General features: G+C 39.2%; 17 protein-coding genes and 1 other annotated feature. Of the genes, 13 read left to right on the forward strand and 4 right to left on the reverse strand.

Annotated features, from left to right (window positions below; all coding sequences use genetic code 11):
• Positions 1-200: 200 nt before the first annotated feature.
• Positions 201-1,508, reverse strand: a complete 1,308-nt coding sequence (locus ACXYMX_RS02900) for an S-layer homology domain-containing protein (protein ID WP_459042729.1) — start codon at positions 1,506-1,508, stop codon at positions 201-203.
• 225 nt (positions 1,509-1,733) lie between these two features.
• A complete protein-coding gene (gene sda, locus ACXYMX_RS02905; RefSeq protein WP_459042730.1) occupies positions 1,734-1,874 on the reverse strand; it encodes a sporulation histidine kinase inhibitor Sda in 141 nt (46 codons plus the stop codon).
• 648 nt (positions 1,875-2,522) lie between these two features.
• On the opposite strand from sda, the gene ACXYMX_RS02910 reads away from it, so the two are divergent.
• Entirely contained in the window at positions 2,523-3,599 is a 1,077-nt protein-coding gene (locus tag ACXYMX_RS02910) for a CAP and S-layer homology domain-containing protein (RefSeq protein WP_459042731.1), read from the forward strand.
• Positions 3,600-3,654: 55 nt separating this feature from the next.
• On the opposite strand, the gene ACXYMX_RS02915 is transcribed toward ACXYMX_RS02910, so the two are convergent.
• Complete coding sequence (locus tag ACXYMX_RS02915) at positions 3,655-4,836, reverse strand: NAD(P)-dependent malic enzyme (RefSeq protein ID WP_459042921.1); 1,182 nt, start codon at positions 4,834-4,836, stop codon at positions 3,655-3,657.
• Positions 4,837-5,295: 459 nt separating this feature from the next.
• Here ACXYMX_RS02915 and ACXYMX_RS02920 point away from each other — a divergent pair, with 459 nt between their 5' ends.
• Complete coding sequence (locus tag ACXYMX_RS02920; RefSeq protein WP_459042732.1) at positions 5,296-5,988, forward strand: class I SAM-dependent methyltransferase; 693 nt, start codon at positions 5,296-5,298, stop codon at positions 5,986-5,988.
• 15 nt (positions 5,989-6,003) lie between these two features.
• Complete coding sequence (locus tag ACXYMX_RS02925) at positions 6,004-6,945, forward strand: MBL fold metallo-hydrolase (RefSeq protein WP_459042733.1); 942 nt, start codon at positions 6,004-6,006, stop codon at positions 6,943-6,945.
• Positions 6,946-7,002: 57 nt separating this feature from the next.
• On the opposite strand, the gene hutG is transcribed toward ACXYMX_RS02925, so the two are convergent.
• On the reverse strand, positions 7,003-7,941 hold the full coding sequence (gene hutG, locus ACXYMX_RS02930; RefSeq protein WP_459042734.1) for a formimidoylglutamase: 939 nt from the start codon (positions 7,939-7,941) through the stop codon (positions 7,003-7,005).
• Between the two features lie 160 nt (positions 7,942-8,101).
• On the opposite strand from hutG, the gene menC reads away from it, so the two are divergent.
• The 10 genes from menC to ACXYMX_RS02980 all read left to right on the forward strand — a co-directional run bounded on the left by menC (position 8,102) and on the right by ACXYMX_RS02980 (position 19,804).
• Entirely contained in the window at positions 8,102-9,211 is a 1,110-nt protein-coding gene (gene menC, locus ACXYMX_RS02935) for an o-succinylbenzoate synthase (protein ID WP_459042735.1), read from the forward strand.
• 341 nt (positions 9,212-9,552) lie between these two features.
• Positions 9,553-9,802: a binding site (T-box leader), on the forward strand.
• Between the two features lie 133 nt (positions 9,803-9,935).
• A complete protein-coding gene (gene ilvB / locus ACXYMX_RS02940) occupies positions 9,936-11,654 on the forward strand; it encodes an acetolactate synthase large subunit (RefSeq protein ID WP_459042922.1) in 1,719 nt (572 codons plus the stop codon).
• Positions 11,651-12,166, forward strand: a complete 516-nt coding sequence (ilvN, locus tag ACXYMX_RS02945; RefSeq protein WP_459042736.1) for an acetolactate synthase small subunit — start codon at positions 11,651-11,653, stop codon at positions 12,164-12,166. The genes ilvB and ilvN overlap by 4 nt, the downstream gene beginning before the upstream one ends.
• Before the next feature lie 41 nt (positions 12,167-12,207).
• On the forward strand, positions 12,208-13,200 hold the full coding sequence (ilvC, locus tag ACXYMX_RS02950; protein WP_459042737.1) for a ketol-acid reductoisomerase: 993 nt from the start codon (positions 12,208-12,210) through the stop codon (positions 13,198-13,200).
• A gap of 28 nt (positions 13,201-13,228) precedes the next feature.
• Positions 13,229-14,770, forward strand: a complete 1,542-nt coding sequence (locus ACXYMX_RS02955; protein ID WP_459042738.1) for a 2-isopropylmalate synthase — start codon at positions 13,229-13,231, stop codon at positions 14,768-14,770.
• Between the two features lie 34 nt (positions 14,771-14,804).
• The gene (gene leuB / locus ACXYMX_RS02960) at positions 14,805-15,905 is read left to right on the forward strand and encodes a 3-isopropylmalate dehydrogenase (protein ID WP_459042739.1); all 1,101 of its coding nucleotides are present in this window, start codon (positions 14,805-14,807) and stop codon (positions 15,903-15,905) included.
• A gap of 17 nt (positions 15,906-15,922) precedes the next feature.
• Complete coding sequence (gene leuC / locus ACXYMX_RS02965; protein WP_459042740.1) at positions 15,923-17,332, forward strand: 3-isopropylmalate dehydratase large subunit; 1,410 nt, start codon at positions 15,923-15,925, stop codon at positions 17,330-17,332.
• A 31-nt stretch (positions 17,333-17,363) separates the two neighbouring features.
• On the forward strand, positions 17,364-17,951 hold the full coding sequence (leuD, locus tag ACXYMX_RS02970; protein ID WP_459042741.1) for a 3-isopropylmalate dehydratase small subunit: 588 nt from the start codon (positions 17,364-17,366) through the stop codon (positions 17,949-17,951).
• Positions 17,952-17,976: 25 nt separating this feature from the next.
• A complete protein-coding gene (gene ilvA, locus ACXYMX_RS02975; RefSeq protein WP_459042742.1) occupies positions 17,977-18,969 on the forward strand; it encodes a threonine ammonia-lyase in 993 nt (330 codons plus the stop codon).
• A gap of 154 nt (positions 18,970-19,123) precedes the next feature.
• The gene (locus ACXYMX_RS02980) at positions 19,124-19,804 is read left to right on the forward strand and encodes a hypothetical protein (RefSeq protein ID WP_459042743.1); all 681 of its coding nucleotides are present in this window, start codon (positions 19,124-19,126) and stop codon (positions 19,802-19,804) included.
• The last annotated feature ends 15 nt before the right edge of the window (positions 19,805-19,819 follow it).

A 19,819-nucleotide genomic window follows, 5' to 3' on the forward strand; every position in this document is an offset into this window, starting at 1 on the left:
AAGTAGAAGTTATCTTTCAGTATAGTGTTTCCTTATGTGGTAATACTATACTAGGCAGATTAGGACGTCGGAAAGGAAATGCTAAGTTTTGTACTTTACATTGGGCGACTTCAAAAGTTTATTCAATTCAAATTCAGTCATTCAGGGATGTAAATCAAAAATCGCCTTAGGCACTATTAAGATGCCCAAAGCGATTGTCTTTATTTCAAATTATTCAAAATTACTTTAGTGTTTACAAACATTTTAGCGGCTTGACCACGTGTTGTTGGATTGCTTGGCATGAACATACCATTTGATCCATTAGCGATTTTAAATTCATATAACATGGAAATTGAATTTTTCGCCTCGTCATCAAGTTGTATAATGTCGGTGAATGGTGCTGTTTCTGTCGCAACATACGGTTGTTTTGATATTAGCTCATACGTCCGTTTGATCATAAGTGCAAGTTGTGTTCGTGTAACTGGTGTAGAAGGGTGGAACTTTCCGTTACTTCCTTTAACAATGCCAGCTTTATAGGCAGCAGCAATTTCTGCTTGTGTTTCTTCTGCGTATCCACTTATATCGGAGAATGGTGCAGATTCATTTGTTTCTAACCTGAGCGCTCGAACAATGATCGCAGCAGCTTGTGCACGAGTCAATTCATTACCTGGTTTAAATGTACCATCTGTATGACCGTTAATGAGACCGAGCTCAACAGCTTCTTCGATGAAGCCTTTGAATTCGTTTGTACCAATATCAGGAAACGTAACGGGTGGTGTCAAATTCATTTGGACTGCAAATTGTGCCGCAACCTCTTTATATCCAGTTTTACTCAAATGAATGTTGCTTGGATTTGGCAGGTAGGCTATAGGGTTTTCCGAAATCTTATCAGCTGTGGGGACAAGAACTGCAGTCGTGTTTGTCATTCCAGCTAGAATTGAGTTATTTAAACTTGTCAACAGTTGTGTCAGTTGTCCTTGTAAAACAGGATCAGGAATATGTGGAAATGGATTGTAGTAGCCCATTATATACACTTCGACTCCCGGGTTCAGGGTGTAAATCGAGTTGAGAATTAACGCATAGTTTTCTCCAACTTTTTGAATTGCCTTAGTCAGCTCACCGAAATCAATCGTCGATTTGCCTGTTACAGAGTCAAATGTTATATGTGCCAAGGCATCATTCGCTCCGGCGCTAATTGTAATAAGCTCTGCATTCATGATAGATTCCTGTACTTCTGGTTTATCCAAATCTAACAAAACTTGAGTGGATGTATAACCTGGGACAGAAAATCCTTTAAAGAATGACTTTAATAGAGTTGCGTCATCTAAAATTTCAGCAAGATAATCCGTGTAACCATTTCCCAAGACATTTTCAGAACTTAACCCAGCCGCCAGTGAATCGCCTAGTGCAAGGTAATCAATGGTACTTGTTTGGACCTCCTCTGCCGAGGGATTTAAAGGTGTTGCCACAAATTGAAGCATAAGCGTAAGCATAAAAAGAATTCGGAATTTCATCATAGATTTAAGCATTGTCAGCCTCCTCATCTTCTTTTTTATAAATCTAGTTCAATACTGTGTTTCGATAACCTAAATAGTAGTATATAGGTTAGTAACGTCTTCATTATAAACCTTTATTACTAGTTTGTGAATAGTTTTTTTGAATGTTCCGAAAACTTAATTTAAGATTCGATAGAGTAGTCAAAGGTGGCAGCTTTATTTAAAAACTATTTAGAAAATAGGATTAGAATTAAACTTTTAAGAAGATATTTTTAATACATGCATTAATGAACGGCGACGAATTTCCGTCTCTAATAGATAAATAAAGTGTGGATTTAATTTCATGTCTTTGGCCTGTAGGTAAGACTCGATTAGCAATTCATCTGACATATTCTTCAATTTAATTCCCCCTTCTATTTTTATCAATTAAAGCTTGTACTAATTAAGATGTATTGAGCGTAGACTAATAGGTTAGCTTGGTATGTCTTTAATCTAACAAACTTTCCTCTTGAGAACAACCGTTCCTTTATCCACAAAGTGGGTGCAAAAGATGTTAGTAACTTGTTTATAAGAAGGTTTTCATTGCAAATAGTGGCAGGTATAGTGTGTATAACCTTATCCACAGTTTATAAAACTTGCGAAATTTGTCGAACGATTTATTGAGAAAGTATGAATAAGCCACTTGTAAACAATCTGAAACTTGTTATGTCTAAAGAATTTAGTTGAAGTGTAATATAAAAAAGATCCACTAAGAAATAGATAATATTTCTTAGTGGATCTTTTTTTGCATGTATAAAAGTCCAATTGCCTATATATAAGATTAAATAAATATAAAAACGTAAATGATTACAGTCTTAAGTCTATTAACTTAGATGTCTATAAATGCACTAGGTAAAGCATTTTGAATAGTATTACCTATGATGGTTTCGTTGAATGTGGTCGACTGTGGTGGTACTATAGATATAGAAGTAAGATAATTATATCGAGAAAATAAATTAATATTCAGATAAAAGACTACTCGAGCTACTGAAAGGAAGAATGATTTAAATGAAAAAAATACTAACAGCTGTGCTACTTTCACTCTCGCTGATTCTCTCTTCAACGAGTTTAGTAGATGCTGCAACTTTCAATGATGTTTCAAGTAAACATTGGGCATATAAAGAAATAAGTTATATGGTGGAAAATGGATTGATTAATGAGTCTTCAAAAGGAACGTTTTCACCTAATCAATCAATCACGCGTATAGATGCTGCAAGGGCACTTGCGTTAGCTATCGGTGCTAAGCCTTCAGCGGGTTTCAAACTGAACTTTAAAGATCTTGATGTGAATCATGAATCTTACAATCATGTTCGTGCATTAGTAGAACTTGGAGTATTAAACAATGCAGAGAAATTCAATCCAGAAAATAATTTGACACGTGCTCAAATGGCGAAGATTTTAACACTAGGTTTTGGATTGATTATTGATGGCAATCAGCAAATAAGCTTTAAAGATGTTGCAAAAGGTAATCATTTTTATGGATATATAAAAACGCTGGCAGAGGTCGGAATTACAACGGCAGGACAGAACGGTGAGTTTAATCCGAATGGGCATGTTTCAAGGTCTCATATGTCGGCATTCGTTCATCGTTCGGTAAAATTCAATACGGATTTGAAAAACGGACTTGTCAGTTACGATAAAGTGAATAAGAAATATGTTGGTAAGCTTGGAGTCGGTTCAGTAGCTAATGCTTCAGGGCTTCCAAGTGCGGCCCTCGATACAGTTACATTGGTAAATCAAAAGCGTGCAAGTGAGAAGTTGCCTACACTAAAGTTAGATGCTGAATTGAGCCGAATCGCTCAATTGAAAGCAGAAGACTTTGTCAAAAACAACTACTTTGCTCATTTATCACCTACATATGGTAGAGCAGGAGCGATGTTAGATCGCTTTAACTATTCATGGACTGCATATGGCGAGAATCTTGCTTATGGTTATAAATCACCGGCAGCTGCTGTTGAAGGTTGGATAAAATCACCTGCCCACTTGGCCAACATTCGGAAAAGCTCATTTACAAATATTGGTGTTGGTTACGCAGTAAAAGCAGACGGTACACCTTATTGGGTTCATCTATTTTCAAGAAAATAAAAACACTGAAAAACCCCGTAAATGACAGTATCATTTACGGGGTTTATCTTTTATTTTATTTGTGTAGTAAAGACAATCCAGACTCAATTGCAGCTTTACTAACTGCGTCTGCAACAAGTTGAGTGATTCGACTATCAAAAGGGTTAGGAATAATATAATCTGCTGAAAGTTCATCTTCCTCTATTAAAGAGGCTATCGCATACGTTGCAGCGAGTTTCATTTTTTCGTTTATATCTGTTGCACGCACGCTTAACGCTCCCTTAAAGATACCTGGGAAGGCCAATACGTTATTTACCTGGTTCGGATAGTCTGAACGTCCAGTAGCTATGACTTTTACGCCATATTCTTTGGCGATGTCTGGCATAATTTCAGGATTTGGGTTTGCCAATGCGAACACGATTGGATCATTCGCCATACAATTGATTAATTCTTGAGTTAGAACGTTGGCTACAGATACACCTATGAATACATCTGCGCCAGTCATCGCATCTTTTAGTGATCCTTTTATTTGAGATTGATTTGTTATTTCGGAAATTTCATCTTTTATGGGATTCATACCTTCAGGGCGACCTTTGTAAATCGTTCCTTTTGAATCACACATTATGATATGGTTTACGCCGATATCCTTAAGAAGCTTTACAATCGCAATCCCCGCAGCGCCAGCCCCGTTTACTGTGACTTTAATATCGCTAATTCTTTTGTTGACTAACTTTAAAGCATTTAGTAAACCCGCACCTACTACTATAGCTGTTCCGTGCTGGTCATCATGAAATACGGGTATGTTGCATTCTTCACGTAAACGTTGCTCGATTTCAAAGCATCTTGGAGCTGAAATATCTTCCAAGTTAATGCCTCCGAATGTTGGACTGATGGCTTTCACAATATTGACGATTTCATCCACATCTTTTGTATCTAAGCAAATAGGAAAGGCGTCGATATTGGCAAATCTTTTAAGAAGTAAAGCTTTCCCTTCCATCACTGGAAGAGATGCTTCTGGACCGATATCACCTAAACCTAACACGGCGGTTCCATCAGTAACTACAGCAACTAAATTTCCCTTAATCGTATAATCATATACAGCTGAAGGGGTATTAACGATTTCGAGACACGGTTCAGCTACACCTGGAGAATACGCCAAACTCAAATCAGCGCCATTTGCCATAGGTACTTTAGAGACAACCTCCATTTTACCTTTATGTTCCAGATGCATTGCCAAGGCAGAACTAAATGTTTTCACCACTGAAAAATCCCCTTCCTATTTGTTAATATCTCTTGTTGGAGTATTCTAATTAATAGCACAATTATCGCTGGAATACAATATATTTAAACTTCAGTTTATTTGGTGGAAAGGTAGATGGAGGAAGTGAAGCGCTTTCAATTCTTTTGTTTAAGGTTTCATGTGATAAATCTAATGCGAATAATTAATTATAGATAAGTGGCGATTTGAAGGTTTGTTTAAGATTGTGTAAGTTAAGAAGTTTTGTTCAAGCAGTAGATTCGAAGGAATTCTTTCTAATGTGTCTATTTTCCCTTTAACTCATTTTAAAGAAGCTTTTAAAGAGTGTGTATTAATGGTAGAATATGCAAAACGGAGAAGAGGCAGAAAATTAAGAATGGTTATTGAATAGAAAATTTTAAAGGTGAAGGATAACTTAATCGATTTGATGCTCAAAAAATGACGATTGGAGGTCGGAAAGTGGCTAAGAAATTGGAATTCGATGTGGAAATCGCTTCTGAATATGATCGAGGGGTCCGTAGAACACTTCCAACCTATGACCAGATGCTTCGTATCTCGCAGACTTTTTTACGTGCCAATTTAAAAGGAGATGCCAACTTATTAGTGGTCGGCGGAGGAGGAGGTAACGAACTAAAAGCATTTGGACCAACTAATCTTGGATGGAGCTTTACAGCCGTTGATCCATCGTTAGAAATGCTTGACGTTGCCAGAAGGAAAATGGAACAGCTGGAGATGGAAGAGCGTGTAAAACTGATCCATGGAACAGTAAAAGACGTTTCAGAGGATGCACTCTTTGATGGAGCCACTTGCATTTTGGTACTTCACTTTATACCGAAAGTTGAAGATAAGCTCGCTCTTCTTAAAAAGGTAAGGTTACATTTAAAATCGGGTGCTCCTTTTGTTCTTGTCAGTATGTTCGGGGATCCGCAAGACCCTGAATTTCAAGAGTTGGTTAATTTATGGAGAAATTATTGGCTTGATACAACAAATATGTCTGAAGAAAAAGTGGACGAGCTTATGCAAGGGACTTTGATGGAAGCATCGATTACGGAACAAAAGCTTCGAGAATTACTAGATGATGCCGGATTTCATAGAGTCGCTAATTTTTTACGAACAAACCATTTTGGAGGTTGGATTTGCCACGCAAAATAACAAAGGGGAATCGCTATGCTTGAAGAATTGGGAATTAAAGTAATCAAAGTAGATTTGCCATTTCGACTGAATCATGTAAATTGCTTTATGGCTGAAGGTGAAAATGGTTGGAAAGTTATTGATGCCGGATTGAATAACTTCTATACGAAGGCATTATGGAGGGAAGAATTACAAGGGAAAGTGGTAACGGATTTGTATGTAACTCATTATCATCCTGATCATTTTGGTCACGCTGGAGAACTGCAAAAGTTAACCAATGCAAAGGTTTCTATGTCGAAGTTGGACGCGGACACTGCCTTTCAAGTTTGGACAGATGAATATATAAATAACCTTCAGCATGACTATGAAATGGCAGGTATTCCTCCTGATATGGCCACCTATATGATAAATAACACAGCTGAATTTAAGCCGCTGGTTACACCATATCCAACAGTCGATCAGTACTTTGAAGAAGGGCAAGAAGTTCTGATAGGTAATCATAAATACGAGGTGTTGATTACACCTGGGCATGCGGAGGGAATGGTTTGCTTTTATAATGCTGAAAAAAACGTCCTGTTATCCGCCGACCATATCTTACCTAGAATCAGCCCGAATATATCCTATTGGTTTCACGGAGATCCAAATCCGTTGAAATCGTATATAACTTCATTGAAGAAGGTTAGAAAGTTAGATGTGGATTATGTGATTCCTTCCCATGGACAACCCTTTTACGGAGCGAATAATCGGATTGATGAATTGTTAGCGCATCATGAGGAAAGATTGGAAGAAACGCTTGATGTAATTGCTTCAGGTTTGACTGTGTATGAGGCTTGTAATAACCTTTTTAACTTTGAATTAACTGTGCATGAAAGTCGTTTTGCGGTGGGTGAAACACTTGCTCACTTAGAATACTTGCGTGACACTGGCGAATGTGTTCGGGAGAAAGATGGCGAACGATGGATATATCGTAAACTATGAATTAGAAAGCAACCTCTTGAAGGGTGTGACCTTCTCAAGAGGTTGCTTTCTTTAATTTTATTTTGAAAACGATGCGATTGCTTCATTTACCAAGTAGGCTCCGAGTTTCACAGTTCGATTGTTTTCATCTAGTACATGGTTCACTTCTGAAATGTCGAAAGAAAGTGTCTTCTGATCGCTTGTTACAGTTCGGATGATTGTACGAACAGTTGCAGGATCTAATCCAAATGGTGACGTAGCGCTTACGCCAGGTGCAAATGCAGCATTTAAGACATCCGTACAGACCGTTAGCATGATATAGTCATGCAATTTTATGAATTCTTGGATCGTAGCTTCTGCTTTTGTACTCGTGAGATTCTCTTCGAATAGATAGATGACGTTCAACTCATCAGCCTTATCAAATAGTTCTTGTGTATTCCCGTACTGTTGAATTCCGAGAACCAAGTAGTGGCTATTTGCATCATTTTCGAGGATTTGTCTAAACATTGTTCCGGAAGAAGGTTGTTCTTCATATGAGCGGATGTCAAAATGTGCATCAATATTGATGATCCCTAGAGATGCATTTTCTCCGATATGTTTTCTAACACCTAAATAGTGTCCAAATGCGGTTTCATGGCCTCCGCCAAGGATAATCGGAGTTGCTCCTTTTGAAAGGATAGTTGATACCGCATCTCCTAAATGCTGTTGGGCTTTTTCAAGTTCTTCTCCAATGCATTCAACTGTACCGACATCAACAAGTTTCTTATCGATTGGAAACCTCCATGGTAGTTTGGCAAGTTCTTTACGCAATTCATTTGGAGCCTTAGCTGCACCGAGTTGCCCATTGTTTCGACGAACGCCCTCTTCACATTCAAAACCGATAATTGCGCATGTCTGGGTAGTTTCATCTAAATCCTTCAACTCAGAAATTTCAACGACTTGGTGATAACGAAAGCTAGCTCTGTTTACAAGATGATCCGTACGTCCTGTCCAAATATCCTCACTCGTCTTCTTCATCAATTCCAATCACCCTTTTCTACTTATTGGTTGCGTCTATCTTTAATTATATAGAACTTAGGGCAAGGCTGTTGTAAATACTCGTAATGTTTTTGTGAAAAGCTTTTTTTGGTATAGTAAAGACTAAAGGATTGTGAATCGGGCAAGGGGGATTTAGAAGATGATTATAAAAGAAATAATTGTTCGCGCGATGAAGATGAAGATGAAAAAGCCATTTACAACGAGCTTTGGTACGGTCCAAGAAAAAAAGTTCCTTTTAATAGAAGTAATTGATGAATTAGGGAGTTCAGGGTGGGGAGAATCTGTTGCATTTGAAGCGCCTTGGTATACGGAAGAAACTTACAAAATGAACAAGCATATCATTCAAGATTTTTTAATTCCTCTCGTGCTTGGTAAGGAGATTAAGCATCCAGATGAAGTCACTCAACTCTTTGCTCCAGTAAGACAAAATAATATGTCGAAGTCAGCAATAGAAGGAGCTATTTGGGATGCGTATGCGAAACGGAATCGAATGTCGCTTTCTGAAGCATTGGGGGGGACGTTAAAAAAGATAGATGTGGGAATTAGTATAGGAATTCAAAAGAGTGAACAGGAATTAGTAGATATTGTTCGTTCTTATATAGAAGAAGGGTATAAACGTGTAAAAGTGAAAATCATGCCAGGTAAAGATATTGTGGTGATTCGCGAACTTAGGAAGTACTTTCCTGACATCCCTCTAATGGTAGATGCAAATTCGGCATATACACTTGCAGATGTAGAGTTGCTCCAAAGGTTTGATGAATTTAATTTATTAATGATTGAACAACCATTAGCGGCAGATGATTTTATTGATCATGCTGTGTTGCAAAAAGAATTAAAAACACCAATTTGCCTGGATGAAAGTATTCATTCATTCGAAGATACGCGAATTGCAATTGAACTAGGAAGTTGTCAGGTCATTAACGTTAAATCAGGGCGTGTTGGTGGTTTGACAGAAGCGAAAAAAATTCACGACTATTGCATGGCGCATCAAATACCGGTATGGTGTGGCGGCATGTTTGAATCGGGTATTGGAAGAGCGCATAGTGTTGCCTTGTCTTCATTATCGAATTTTGTTTTGCCTGGAGACATTGCGGGTTCCTCTCGCTATTGGAAGGAGGATGTTATTGCGCCAGAAGTTATTGTTGAAAATGGCTACATCACTGTTCCGACTGACTATGGAATTGGATACGAACCGAATATGAAAGTAATGGACAAGTACACCACTCGAAAAAGAAACTATAGGGCGTAGATGCCGTGGATTGTGCAAACAACTCATTTTGTAATCGGTTTTAAGGAGAAGAGGATCGTGTTCACACGTGTCTAGATTCTCGCTAAATCTTGTGTTCATGAGTTCAAGAAAGAAATAATAAAATGTGGACGAATTCGAAACCCTATATAATATAACAATGAAAGCGTATTCAGAAATATGAGGCATTCAAAATTAATAAACAATTTAGACAAAACTGTTGACTCTTCTTCTTATCCGGGATATGATAGCAACAATCCTAATCAGTTAGTGATTTAATTCACAAACTAGTTCGAGGGAATTATTTCAGTAAATACGAAACACTAAAATACAAACTTAATATACTTAAAACAATGATGAGGAAAAAGTAAATAGACATTTGTATTAACAGAGAGCCGGTCGTGCTGGAAGCCGGCAATACAACTATTTATGACATCACCTCGGAGTGGACTACTGAAAAGGTAACTGATTATGTAGTCTCGGGCGTAGAGTTTTTCTGTGCTCGTTATGACCGAATAGGCATTCGTCTATTCACGAGGTAGCTATATGCTACGAACAAGGGTGGTACCATGAATTAGCTTTTTCATCCCTATGTAAAGAATACAACATTCTTTGCGTGGGGTGGAAAAGCTTTTTTGATTTTCTGAAATAGCGATAGATTTAAGAATGAAGGAGGAGTTTGTCGATGAATGTTGATGTTCAAACGGAGCAAGTACTTGAAGAATCGATGAAGAATAATGACCAGGAACAAACCGAAGTAGTAAAGGATGGATCAGACGTACTCATTCAGGCGTTAAAGGATCAAGGCGTTGAGATGATATTTGGCTATCCTGGTGGTGCTGTATTACCGATTTACGACGCGCTGTATAAAAACCCGATTACACATGTGCTCGCACGTCATGAACAAGGCGCGATTCACGCAGCTGAAGGCTATGCACGAGTTTCTGGAAAGACGGGTGTAGTTATTGCAACTTCAGGTCCAGGTGCAACGAACTTAGTAACAGGCATTACGGACGCGATGATGGACTCTTTACCGCTAGTCATTTTTACCGGTCAAGTTGCAAAGGCGGTAATTGGAACGGATGCTTTTCAGGAAGCGGACATCATAGGCATCACTCAACCGATCACAAAGCATAACTATCAAGTAAATGACATAAATGATCTTCCAAGAATTATTAAGGAAGCTTTCCACATTGCTTCAACAGGTCGACGAGGTCCTGTTTTGGTAGATATACCGAAAAACATAGCGACGGATCTTTTCGTAACGCCAAGTGCCTTAGACGAAGAGGTTAACTTACCGGGCTATCAACCAACAACGTCTCCGAACTACTTGCAAATTCAAAAAGCAGGTAAAGCAATTGCTGCAGCGAGAAAACCACTCGTACTTGCAGGTGCTGGTGTTCTACATGCGCAAGCGATGGATGAGTTAAAAGAACTTATCGAAAGACATCAAATTCCTATAACGAATACACTACTAGGTTTAGGTGGTATTCATGGACAACATGAACTCTTCCTAGGAATGGCGGGAATGCATGGTACGTATGCATCGAATATGGCGATAAGCGAATGTGACTTGTTAATCAATATCGGAGCTCGCTTTGATGACCGTTTAACAGGTAACTTAGATTTATTCGCAACAAATGCAAAGGTGATTCATATCGACATCGACCCTGCAGAAATCGGGAAAAATGTTCCTACTGAAATCCCTATTGTCGCAGATGCGAAAGAAGCACTTAAAGAATTATTGAAACAAGACATTGTATCTCCAGATTCGAGTGAATGGCGCGCATATCTGAATGAGCTTTCTGAATCTTTCCCATTATGGTACGAAACAGAAAACAAGAAACGATTACTTCCTCAGCAAGCGATTGAAATGATTCATCGTATTACTGAAGGAAATGCGGTTGTAACAACAGATGTCGGGCAACATCAGATGTGGGCGGCGCAGTACTATTCATTTAATAATCCAGATAACTGGGTCACTTCTGGAGGCCTTGGAACGATGGGCTTTGGTTTCCCAGCGGCGATTGGAGCACAACTTGCAAAACCTGAATCGTTAGTTGTTTCAATAGTAGGAGATGCTGGTTTTCAAATGACCTTGCAAGAACTCTCACTTCTTCAAGAACTGAGAATTCCCGTTAAAGTAGTTATTTTAAATAACGAGTCTTTGGGAATGGTTCGCCAGTGGCAGGAGACTTTCTACGAAAAAAGATATTCGAAGTCGTTAATTCCAGTCCAACCGGATTTTGTGAAATTAGCAGAAGCGTACGACATTAAAGGGTACAAAATCGAAACGCCGGAAGAGGCGGAGGCTATTTTCACAGAAGCCTTACTTTCAGACGAACCCGTACTTATCGATTGTCGAGTAGACAGTGAGGAAAATGTTTATCCGATGGTTATGCCAGGTAAGGGAATAAATGAAATGATAGGAGTGAGCCGGAAATGAAACGAGTTATTACCGTAACGGTAATCAATCAAAGTGGTGTTTTAAACCGAGTGACCGGCTTGCTCATGAAGAGACAATTCAATATCGAAAGTATGACAGTCGGCCACACTGATCAACCAGGTTTATCCAAAATGACATTTATCGTGCATGTTGAGGATGAGAGAAAAGTGGAGCAACTTACAAAACAACTACAAAAGCAAATTGATGTTTTGAAAGTGACTGACATTACCGATATGACAATCGTCATGAGAGAGCTCGCTTTAGTAAAGGTTATCTCACCGCCACATGTGCGGAGTGAAATGAATAGCATCATCGAACCATTTAGGGCAACAGTCATAGATACCGCGAAAAACGTGATTACGTATCAAGTGACTGGAAACCCAGAGAAAATCGAAGCGTTTATTGATTTGCTAAGACCGTACGGCATTAAGGATCTAACAAGAACCGGTGCAACGGCGTTTGTCAGAGAAACACAAAAGGTTCATTCACCTCAGCTTTCCATATTAAAATAATATAAAGCAAAAACACACACAACTATTAGGGGGAAATTAAAATGGCTAAAATGTATTATAACAACGATATCGACGAGAGCGTTCTACAAGATAAGAAAATCGCAGTAATTGGTTACGGCTCACAAGGTCACGCACATGCACGTAACTTGAAAGACTCAGGATTTGATGTAGTAGTTGGTGTTCGCGAAGGAAAATCTTTCGACCAAGCAAAAGAAGATGGTTTGAATGTAACAACGGTGAAGGATGCTTCTGAACAAGCAGATGTCATTATGATTCTTTTACCAGACGAGAGACAAAAACAGATTTATAACGAAGAAATTGAACCAGCACTAAAAGAAGGAAAGTCACTTGTGTTTGCACACGGATTCAATATTCATTTTGATGAAATTAAACCACCAGCTGACGTTGACGTTTTCCTAGTAGCACCAAAAGGACCTGGTCACTTAGTTCGTAGAACATATGAAGCAGGCGCTGGCGTACCGGCACTTTTCGGAGTTTATCAAGATGCATCTGGTAATGCGAGAAATGTTGCACTTGCTTATGCAAAGGCAATTGGAGCTGCACGTGCGGGTGTACTTGAAACAACTTTCAAAGAGGAAACTGAAACAGATTTATTTGGAGAACAAGCAGTTCTTTGTGGTGGAGTAACATCACTTGTGAAAGCTGGTTTTGAAACATTAGTAGAAGCGGGTTATCAGCCGGAGCTTGCATACTTCGAAACATTACATGAAGTAAAGCTAATTGTTGATCTAATGTACGAAGGCGGATTAAGCGGAATGCGTTATTCAATTTCGGATACAGCACAATGGGGAGATTTCGTTTCAGGACCAATCGTTGTGAACGCGGATACGAAAGCTAGAATGAAAGATATTTTGACAGATATCCAATCAGGTAAGTTTGCAAAAGGTTGGATCCAAGAAAACGAAGATGGACGTCCTAATTACAACGCAATCGCTAAAGCAGAAGAAGATCATGAACTTGAGGTAGTCGGTCGTAAACTTCGCAAAATGATGCCATTTGTTAACCAAGGCTAATATCTAATTAAGAAAGTAGGAATGACAAATGCGAAAAATAGATATTTTCGATACGACTCTTCGTGACGGAGAGCAAGCTGCAGGCATTAACTTGAATACAGCCGAAAAACTAGAAATCGCACGTCAGCTAGAAAAACTTGGGGTAACGATTATTGAAGCAGGATTTCCTGCTTCTTCCCCGGGTGATTTTGAAGCTGTACAGAAAATTTCTAGGCTAGTAAAAAATTCAACCGTTACAGGTCTTGCTCGTGCAATGAAAAGTGATATTGACCGTACATGGGAAGCGCTTCGTGAAGCAGCACAACCACATATTCATGTGTTCTTAGCGACATCTCCGATTCATATGGAGCACAAACTAATGAAAACACCGGATCAAGTTGTTGAAATTGCTGTTGAAGCAGTGAAATATGCGAAGCAAAAGTTTTCACTTGTTCAATGGTCTGCAGAAGATGCATTCCGATCGGATCCAGAGTTCTTAGTTCGAATCATCAACCAAGTTATTAAAGCTGGAGCAACAACAATTAACGTTCCGGATACTGTCGGTTATGCGACACCTGCTGAATACGGTGCACTTTTTAAATACTTGAAAGAAAACGTAACCGGTATTGATAAAGTAAAGCTATCCGCACATTGCCACAATGATTTAGGTATGGCTACGGCTAACACAATTGCCGCTATCGAAAATGGTGCAGACCAAGTTGAAGGTACGATTAATGGACTCGGGGAGCGTGCTGGAAACGTTGCACTTGAAGAAATTGCCGTTGCACTTCATATTCGTAAAGATGTATATGGATTTACAACAGATTTGAATTTGCATGAAATCAAGCGCACAAGTCAACTTGTTAGTCAGTTAACGGGAGTTGTCATTCAACCGAACAAAGCTGTTGTTGGTAAAAATGCATTTGCGCATGAATCCGGTATTCACCAGGATGGAATGCTGAAAAATCCTGAGACTTATGAAATTATTACACCCAGCTTAATTGGAGCGACTGTAGAACCATTAGCGTTAGGTAAGCATTCTGGTAGACATGCATTTAGCGATCGTGCAATTACAATGGGCTTCGATTTAACGGATGATAAAATGAATGCTGCATTTGTTGAATTTAAAAAATTAGCCGACCGTAAGAAAGAAATTACGGAAGACGATCTGTTTGTCTTATTTACGAATCAGCAAATTACACTTAAAGATTCACCAGTTTATAAATTAACGAATGTGCAAGTTCAATATGAAACAGAAAACACACCAATTGCGACTGTAACAGCAGATCTTCCAAATGGAGAATCGGTTACGTTATCAGAAGCCGGTGCAGGTTCTGTTGAAGCAATCTTCAATACGTTGGAAAAACTAATTACAAACAAAGTCCATATTCTTGATTATCGCGTAACTTCAATTAGTAAAGGCAGAGATGCACTAGCAGAAGCATTTGTTAATTTAAGCATCGACGATCGAGTAATAACAGGACGCGATACCGCTCAGGACGTTTTGGAAGCATCAGCAAAAGCTTATTTAAACGCAATCAACAGACACTTAACAAACGAGTATGTACAAAAGATAGAAGCAATGCGATAAACACACTAGAAAAAAATAAGGAGGAGAACTCAATATGGAAAAAAGAGTAGCAGTTCTACCAGGTGATGGCGTTGGACCAGAAGTAACGGAAGCAGCAGTAAAGATCCTTCAAGTGATTGCAAGACGATTTAACCATACTTTTCATATTACTCACGGATTAATTGGCGGCGATGCGATTGATCAGCTCGGAAAGCCACTACCAGAAGAGACAGTTGCTCTTTGTGAAGCTAGTGATGCGGTTCTTCTTGGTGCAGTCGGTGGGCCTCAGTGGCATGATACTCCATCGGAATTACGTCCGGAAAAAGGACTATTAGCGATACGGAAACATTTCGATTTGTTTGCTAACCTACGCCCAGTGAAAGCCGTACAGTCTTTGCTCCATGCATCTCCTCTAAAAGAAGAAGTTGCTAAAAACGTTGATTTACTAATTGTTCGTGAATTAACAGGTGGGTTATATTTCGGAGAACCAAGTCGCCGTACGGAGAATTCAGCTGTCGATACACTTGTTTATACGCGAGATGAAATCACGCGAATTGTTGAAAAAGGATTTGAACTTGCCCGTTTACGAAGAGGGAAAGTGACTTCCGTAGACAAAGAAAATGTTCTTCAGTCTAGCAAGTTGTGGAGAGAAATTGTTGAAGAGAAGAAAAAGGCGTATCCAGATATTGAAGTTGAACATATGCTTGTAGATTCAGCTGCGATGAAGATAATTACAAACCCAGGTGCATTCGATGTAATGATTACGGAAAATATGTTTGGTGACATTTTAAGTGATGAAGCATCTGTTATTACAGGGTCGATGGGATTACTTCCATCAGCGAGTATTCGTGCAGATGGTTTTGGTTTATACGAACCTGTACATGGATCAGCTCCTGATATTGCGGGTCAAGGAAAAGCGAATCCAGCAGCAGCAATCCTGTCAGTTGCGATGATGTTGAAATACTCCTTTGGATTGGAAACAGAAGCTTCTTTAATCGACGAGGCAGTCAATACTGTATTCGAAGAAGGCTTCTTTACAGCTGATTTAGCAGGACCTAAAGACAGAGTTTTATCAACAAAAGAATGGACAAACAAAGTAGTAGAAGAGCTTGATATCCAGTCAGTTTCTGATTGCATCATGCTTACGTATGCTTGAAGAAGGGAGAAGTAAAAATGGCTAAGACAATTATTGAAAAGATTTGGGATCAACACGTAGTTTACGAAGAAGAAGGTAAACCAGACTTGCTCTATATTGACCTTCATTTAATACATGAAGTCACTTCTCCTCAAGCATTTGAGGGGCTTAGACTAGCAAATCGTAAGGTGCGTCGCCCTGATTTATGTTTTGCAACTATGGATCATAACGTACCTACAAAAAACCGTGATGCGATCAAAGATCCAATTGCACAAAAACAAATATCTACGTTGCAAAAAAACTGTGATGAATTTGGTGTTCCGCTTGCAAACATGGACCACCCTGATCAGGGAATTGTTCATATTATTGGGCCGGAACTTGGTCTTACACAACCTGGAAAGACTATTGTTTGTGGAGATAGTCATACATCGACGCACGGAGCATTCGGAGCGATTGCCTTTGGTATCGGAACGAGTGAGGTTGAACATGTATTGTCGACGCAAACGCTTTGGCAAGGACGTCCAAAAACAATGGAAGTTCGAATTACAGGCGAATTAGGCTTTGGCGTTCAAGCAAAAGATCTAATTTTGGCGGTTATTTCGAAATTCGGCATTGATATTGGGAACGGCCATATCATTGAATTCACAGGAGAAGCAATTCGTAGTTTAACGATGGAAGAGCGAATGACGGTTTGTAATATGTCCATTGAAGCTGGTGCGAAAGCGGGATTAATCAGCCCGGATGAAACAACGATTGAATATTTAAGAGGTCGTAGGCATGTTCCTGAAGGTGAAGCATTTGACCGAGCAGCAGCAGAGTGGCTTGCACTTGCAACAGATGAAGGAGCAACATACGATACGACAGTCGAATTAGATACAAGTGAGATAGAACCTTTCGTTACATGGGGAACGAATCCTTCAATGGGTTCAGGAATTACAAATAACGTTCCACATTCATCTGACTTTGAATCAGAATCTGATAAAGAAGCTTTGAAAAAAGCACTTGCTTATATGGGCTTAGAAGAAGGAATGCCACTGACGTCAATCGATATTCAACACGTATTCATTGGTTCATGTACAAATGCACGCTTAAGTGATTTACAAGCGGCAGCGAACATTATAAAAGGACGTAAAGTCCATCCTTCTGTTACAGCAATTGTTGTTCCTGGTTCTCGAACTGTAAAAATGCAAGCCGAAGAAGCTGGTTTAGATAAACTCTTCTTGGATGCAGGATTTGAATGGAGAGAATCAGGTTGTAGTATGTGTTTAGCGATGAATGACGACGTTGTACCTGCAGGTGAAAGATGTGCGTCTACATCTAACCGAAACTTTGAAGGACGTCAAGGAGCTGGATCACGTACGCACTTGGTGAGTCCTACAATGGCAGCGGCAGCAGCAATAGCGGGCCATTTTGTAGATGTTAGGAAGGAAGACTTAGCCACTGTTTAAGTGGTAATGTCTTTTAGAAAGGGATGATTTCGTGGAACCAATTAATAAAGTAGAAAGTGTTATCACGCCTCTTAACCGAAAAAACGTTGATACGGACCAAATTATATCTAAAGAATTCCTTAAGCGAATCGAGCGAACAGGCTTTGGACAATACTTGTTTTATCATTGGCGTTTCAATGCAGATGGCACTAAAATAGAAGACTTTGTAATGAATGACGAACGCTTTGATGGTTCAAAAATATTAGTAGCCCATGAAAACTTTGGATGTGGCTCTTCAAGAGAGCACGCACCCTGGTCTATATTAGATTATGGTTTCAATGTTGTTATAGCGCCTAGTTATGCAGATATTTTTTATAGCAACTGTATGAAGAACGGAATTCTTCCAATTGCATTAGAGGTATCTGAAGTAGAGGAACTATTAGCAAATGGTGAAAAAGAGCAATACTCTGTTCAAGTGAACTTGGAAGACCAAACGGTTACAGGTCAAGATGGAAAAACCTATTCCTTTGAAATTAACCCCTACTCTAAGAAGATGTTGCTTAATGGTTGGGATGAAATAGAGTTAACTTTTCAATACGAAGACTATATTACAAAATATGAAGAAAAACAGCGTGCTTAATTTTGGTGGGCGATTATAAAGGGAGATGTTTGCCGTTGGGAATTATGATGCAGGTAGTTTACTCGAAGCATTTGAAAGGTTAACAGACGTTGTTCATAGAACACCGTGTAAAGAATCTGCAACGTTAAATGAGTGGTCGGGTGCCGAAGTGTATATGAAACTTGAGAACTTACAGAAAACAGGTTCCTTCAAGGTAAGAGGTGCTTTTAATAAAATTGCACAACTGAGTAAGGAAGAATGTTCAAGAGGGTTAATCGCTGCCTCTGCTGGAAACCATGCGCAAGGCGTTGCTTTAGCGGGGACTAAACGAGGGATTCCAGTGACAATATATATGCCTAAAACGACACCAGAAGCGAAAGTGAGCGCGACTCGGAACTATGGTGCGATCGTCAAGTTAGTTGGTAATAACTTTGATGAGGCATATGTCGCCGCTCGAGCTGAACAACTTTCTACGGGCTCGGTTTTTATACATCCTTTTGATGATCTGGCAGTAATTGAGGGTCAAGCAACAGTTGCGATTGAATTTTTGCAACAACGACCTGAGATGGATACGATTGTTGTGCCTGCAGGTGGAGGTGGATTGCTTGCGGGGACAGCGCTTGCTATTAAAAGTATGCGCCCAAATATAAAGGTAATCGGCGTCCAATCATCGAATTCACCAGGTGTGCACTCATCTTTTCATGGTGTGAATAATAGTTCAGTATCTTTCCTACCAACGATAGCGGAAGGTATTTCAGTGAAGGAACCGGGAAAGTTAACAATGGATATTATCCGTAAGTATGTGGATGATGTTATAACCGTTTCGGAAAAAGAAATATCCTCAGCCATCCTCTTTATGCTCGAAAGAGAAAAAATTCTTGTAGAAGGAGCTGCGGCTGCTGCAATTGCGACAGTGCTCTATAAGAAATTACCTCATCCCGTAAGCAAAGTGGGAGTTATTGTGAGTGGCGGTAATTTTGATGTAGCCAAAATCAGTGATTGTATTAAGATGAGTTCAAGTGCAGTTCAAAACTTCTAAGTTAAAGTGAATTTAATCTATCCGTATGTTATCGAAAGATAATGTACGGATTTTTTTCGTCTAAATATATAAAATAGTAATTTACTATTCTTTACGTATTCTTAACCTTCATTGAATATGATACATACAAATAGAATCATGGAGGTGCGGAAAATTGAAAAAGTACATTGCGATGATGACAATTATTTTTGCGAGTATATTACTGACAGGTTGTATATCAATCCCGCTAGGAGATGCAGGGACATTGGAACTGTCGGAAGACGGAATTAGTGTAACTCCCGGGGATGCTACAGAAGAGTCGGAACAGGATGCCGTAGTAGAAGAAGAAGTAGTTTTGGAAGAAGAAAGTGCAGTTGAGGATGACGAAAAAGAAAAAGAAGAGGCTGAAGCACCTAAAGAGTCTGAGGATAAAGTTGATACCATTGCAGTTGACAAATCAGGGACTTGTACTGATTTTATCGAAGACATGAGAGGGAACGAACGGCAGGTTAAAGCACTTACGAAATTAACGCCTCCTGAGTTTCCTTTAACGGATTGTACATTAATAAATAGTATAAGTGAAAGAACGAACAGTTCTGCGGATGTTGTAGAATCCAATTTTGAGGTGCAAGGCTATTGGGCAGATGTTTATGATGATTTTTTAGCATATCTTGAACAAGAAGTAGATGGCGAACTAACTAAGTCAGAAAATGCACCAGATCAATCAGCGCAATTAAAAGGATACGATCCGAATTATTATATCCGACTGGATTTTAAACAACATTCCCCAGAAGATCTACCCGAATATGTAAGTATCTATTTTATTATTGAGTATTATCACACACCTAAAGAGTAAGGAGAGGGAGGTAGA

It is taken from the genome of Sporosarcina sp. CAU 1771, from assembly GCF_054482775.1.

What these genes read in the sequence shown, in the direction of transcription:
- ACXYMX_RS02900 (WP_459042729.1), bottom strand. Translation starts at nt 1,508, where the DNA reads ATGCTTAAATCTATGATGAAATTCCGAATTCTTTTTATGCTTACGCTT.
- ACXYMX_RS02910 (WP_459042731.1), top strand. Translation starts at nt 2,523, where the DNA reads ATGAAAAAAATACTAACAGCTGTGCTACTTTCACTCTCGCTGATTCTC.
- ACXYMX_RS02925 (WP_459042733.1), top strand. Translation starts at nt 6,004, where the DNA reads ATGCTTGAAGAATTGGGAATTAAAGTAATCAAAGTAGATTTGCCATTT.
- hutG (WP_459042734.1), bottom strand. Translation starts at nt 7,941, where the DNA reads ATGAAGAAGACGAGTGAGGATATTTGGACAGGACGTACGGATCATCTT.
- menC (WP_459042735.1), top strand. Translation starts at nt 8,102, where the DNA reads ATGATTATAAAAGAAATAATTGTTCGCGCGATGAAGATGAAGATGAAA.
- ilvB (WP_459042922.1), top strand. Translation starts at nt 9,936, where the DNA reads ATGAAGAATAATGACCAGGAACAAACCGAAGTAGTAAAGGATGGATCA.
- ilvN (WP_459042736.1), top strand. Translation starts at nt 11,651, where the DNA reads ATGAAACGAGTTATTACCGTAACGGTAATCAATCAAAGTGGTGTTTTA.
- ilvC (WP_459042737.1), top strand. Translation starts at nt 12,208, where the DNA reads ATGGCTAAAATGTATTATAACAACGATATCGACGAGAGCGTTCTACAA.
- ACXYMX_RS02955 (WP_459042738.1), top strand. Translation starts at nt 13,229, where the DNA reads ATGCGAAAAATAGATATTTTCGATACGACTCTTCGTGACGGAGAGCAA.
- leuB (WP_459042739.1), top strand. Translation starts at nt 14,805, where the DNA reads ATGGAAAAAAGAGTAGCAGTTCTACCAGGTGATGGCGTTGGACCAGAA.
- leuC (WP_459042740.1), top strand. Translation starts at nt 15,923, where the DNA reads ATGGCTAAGACAATTATTGAAAAGATTTGGGATCAACACGTAGTTTAC.
- ilvA (WP_459042742.1), top strand. Translation starts at nt 17,977, where the DNA reads ATGTTTGCCGTTGGGAATTATGATGCAGGTAGTTTACTCGAAGCATTT.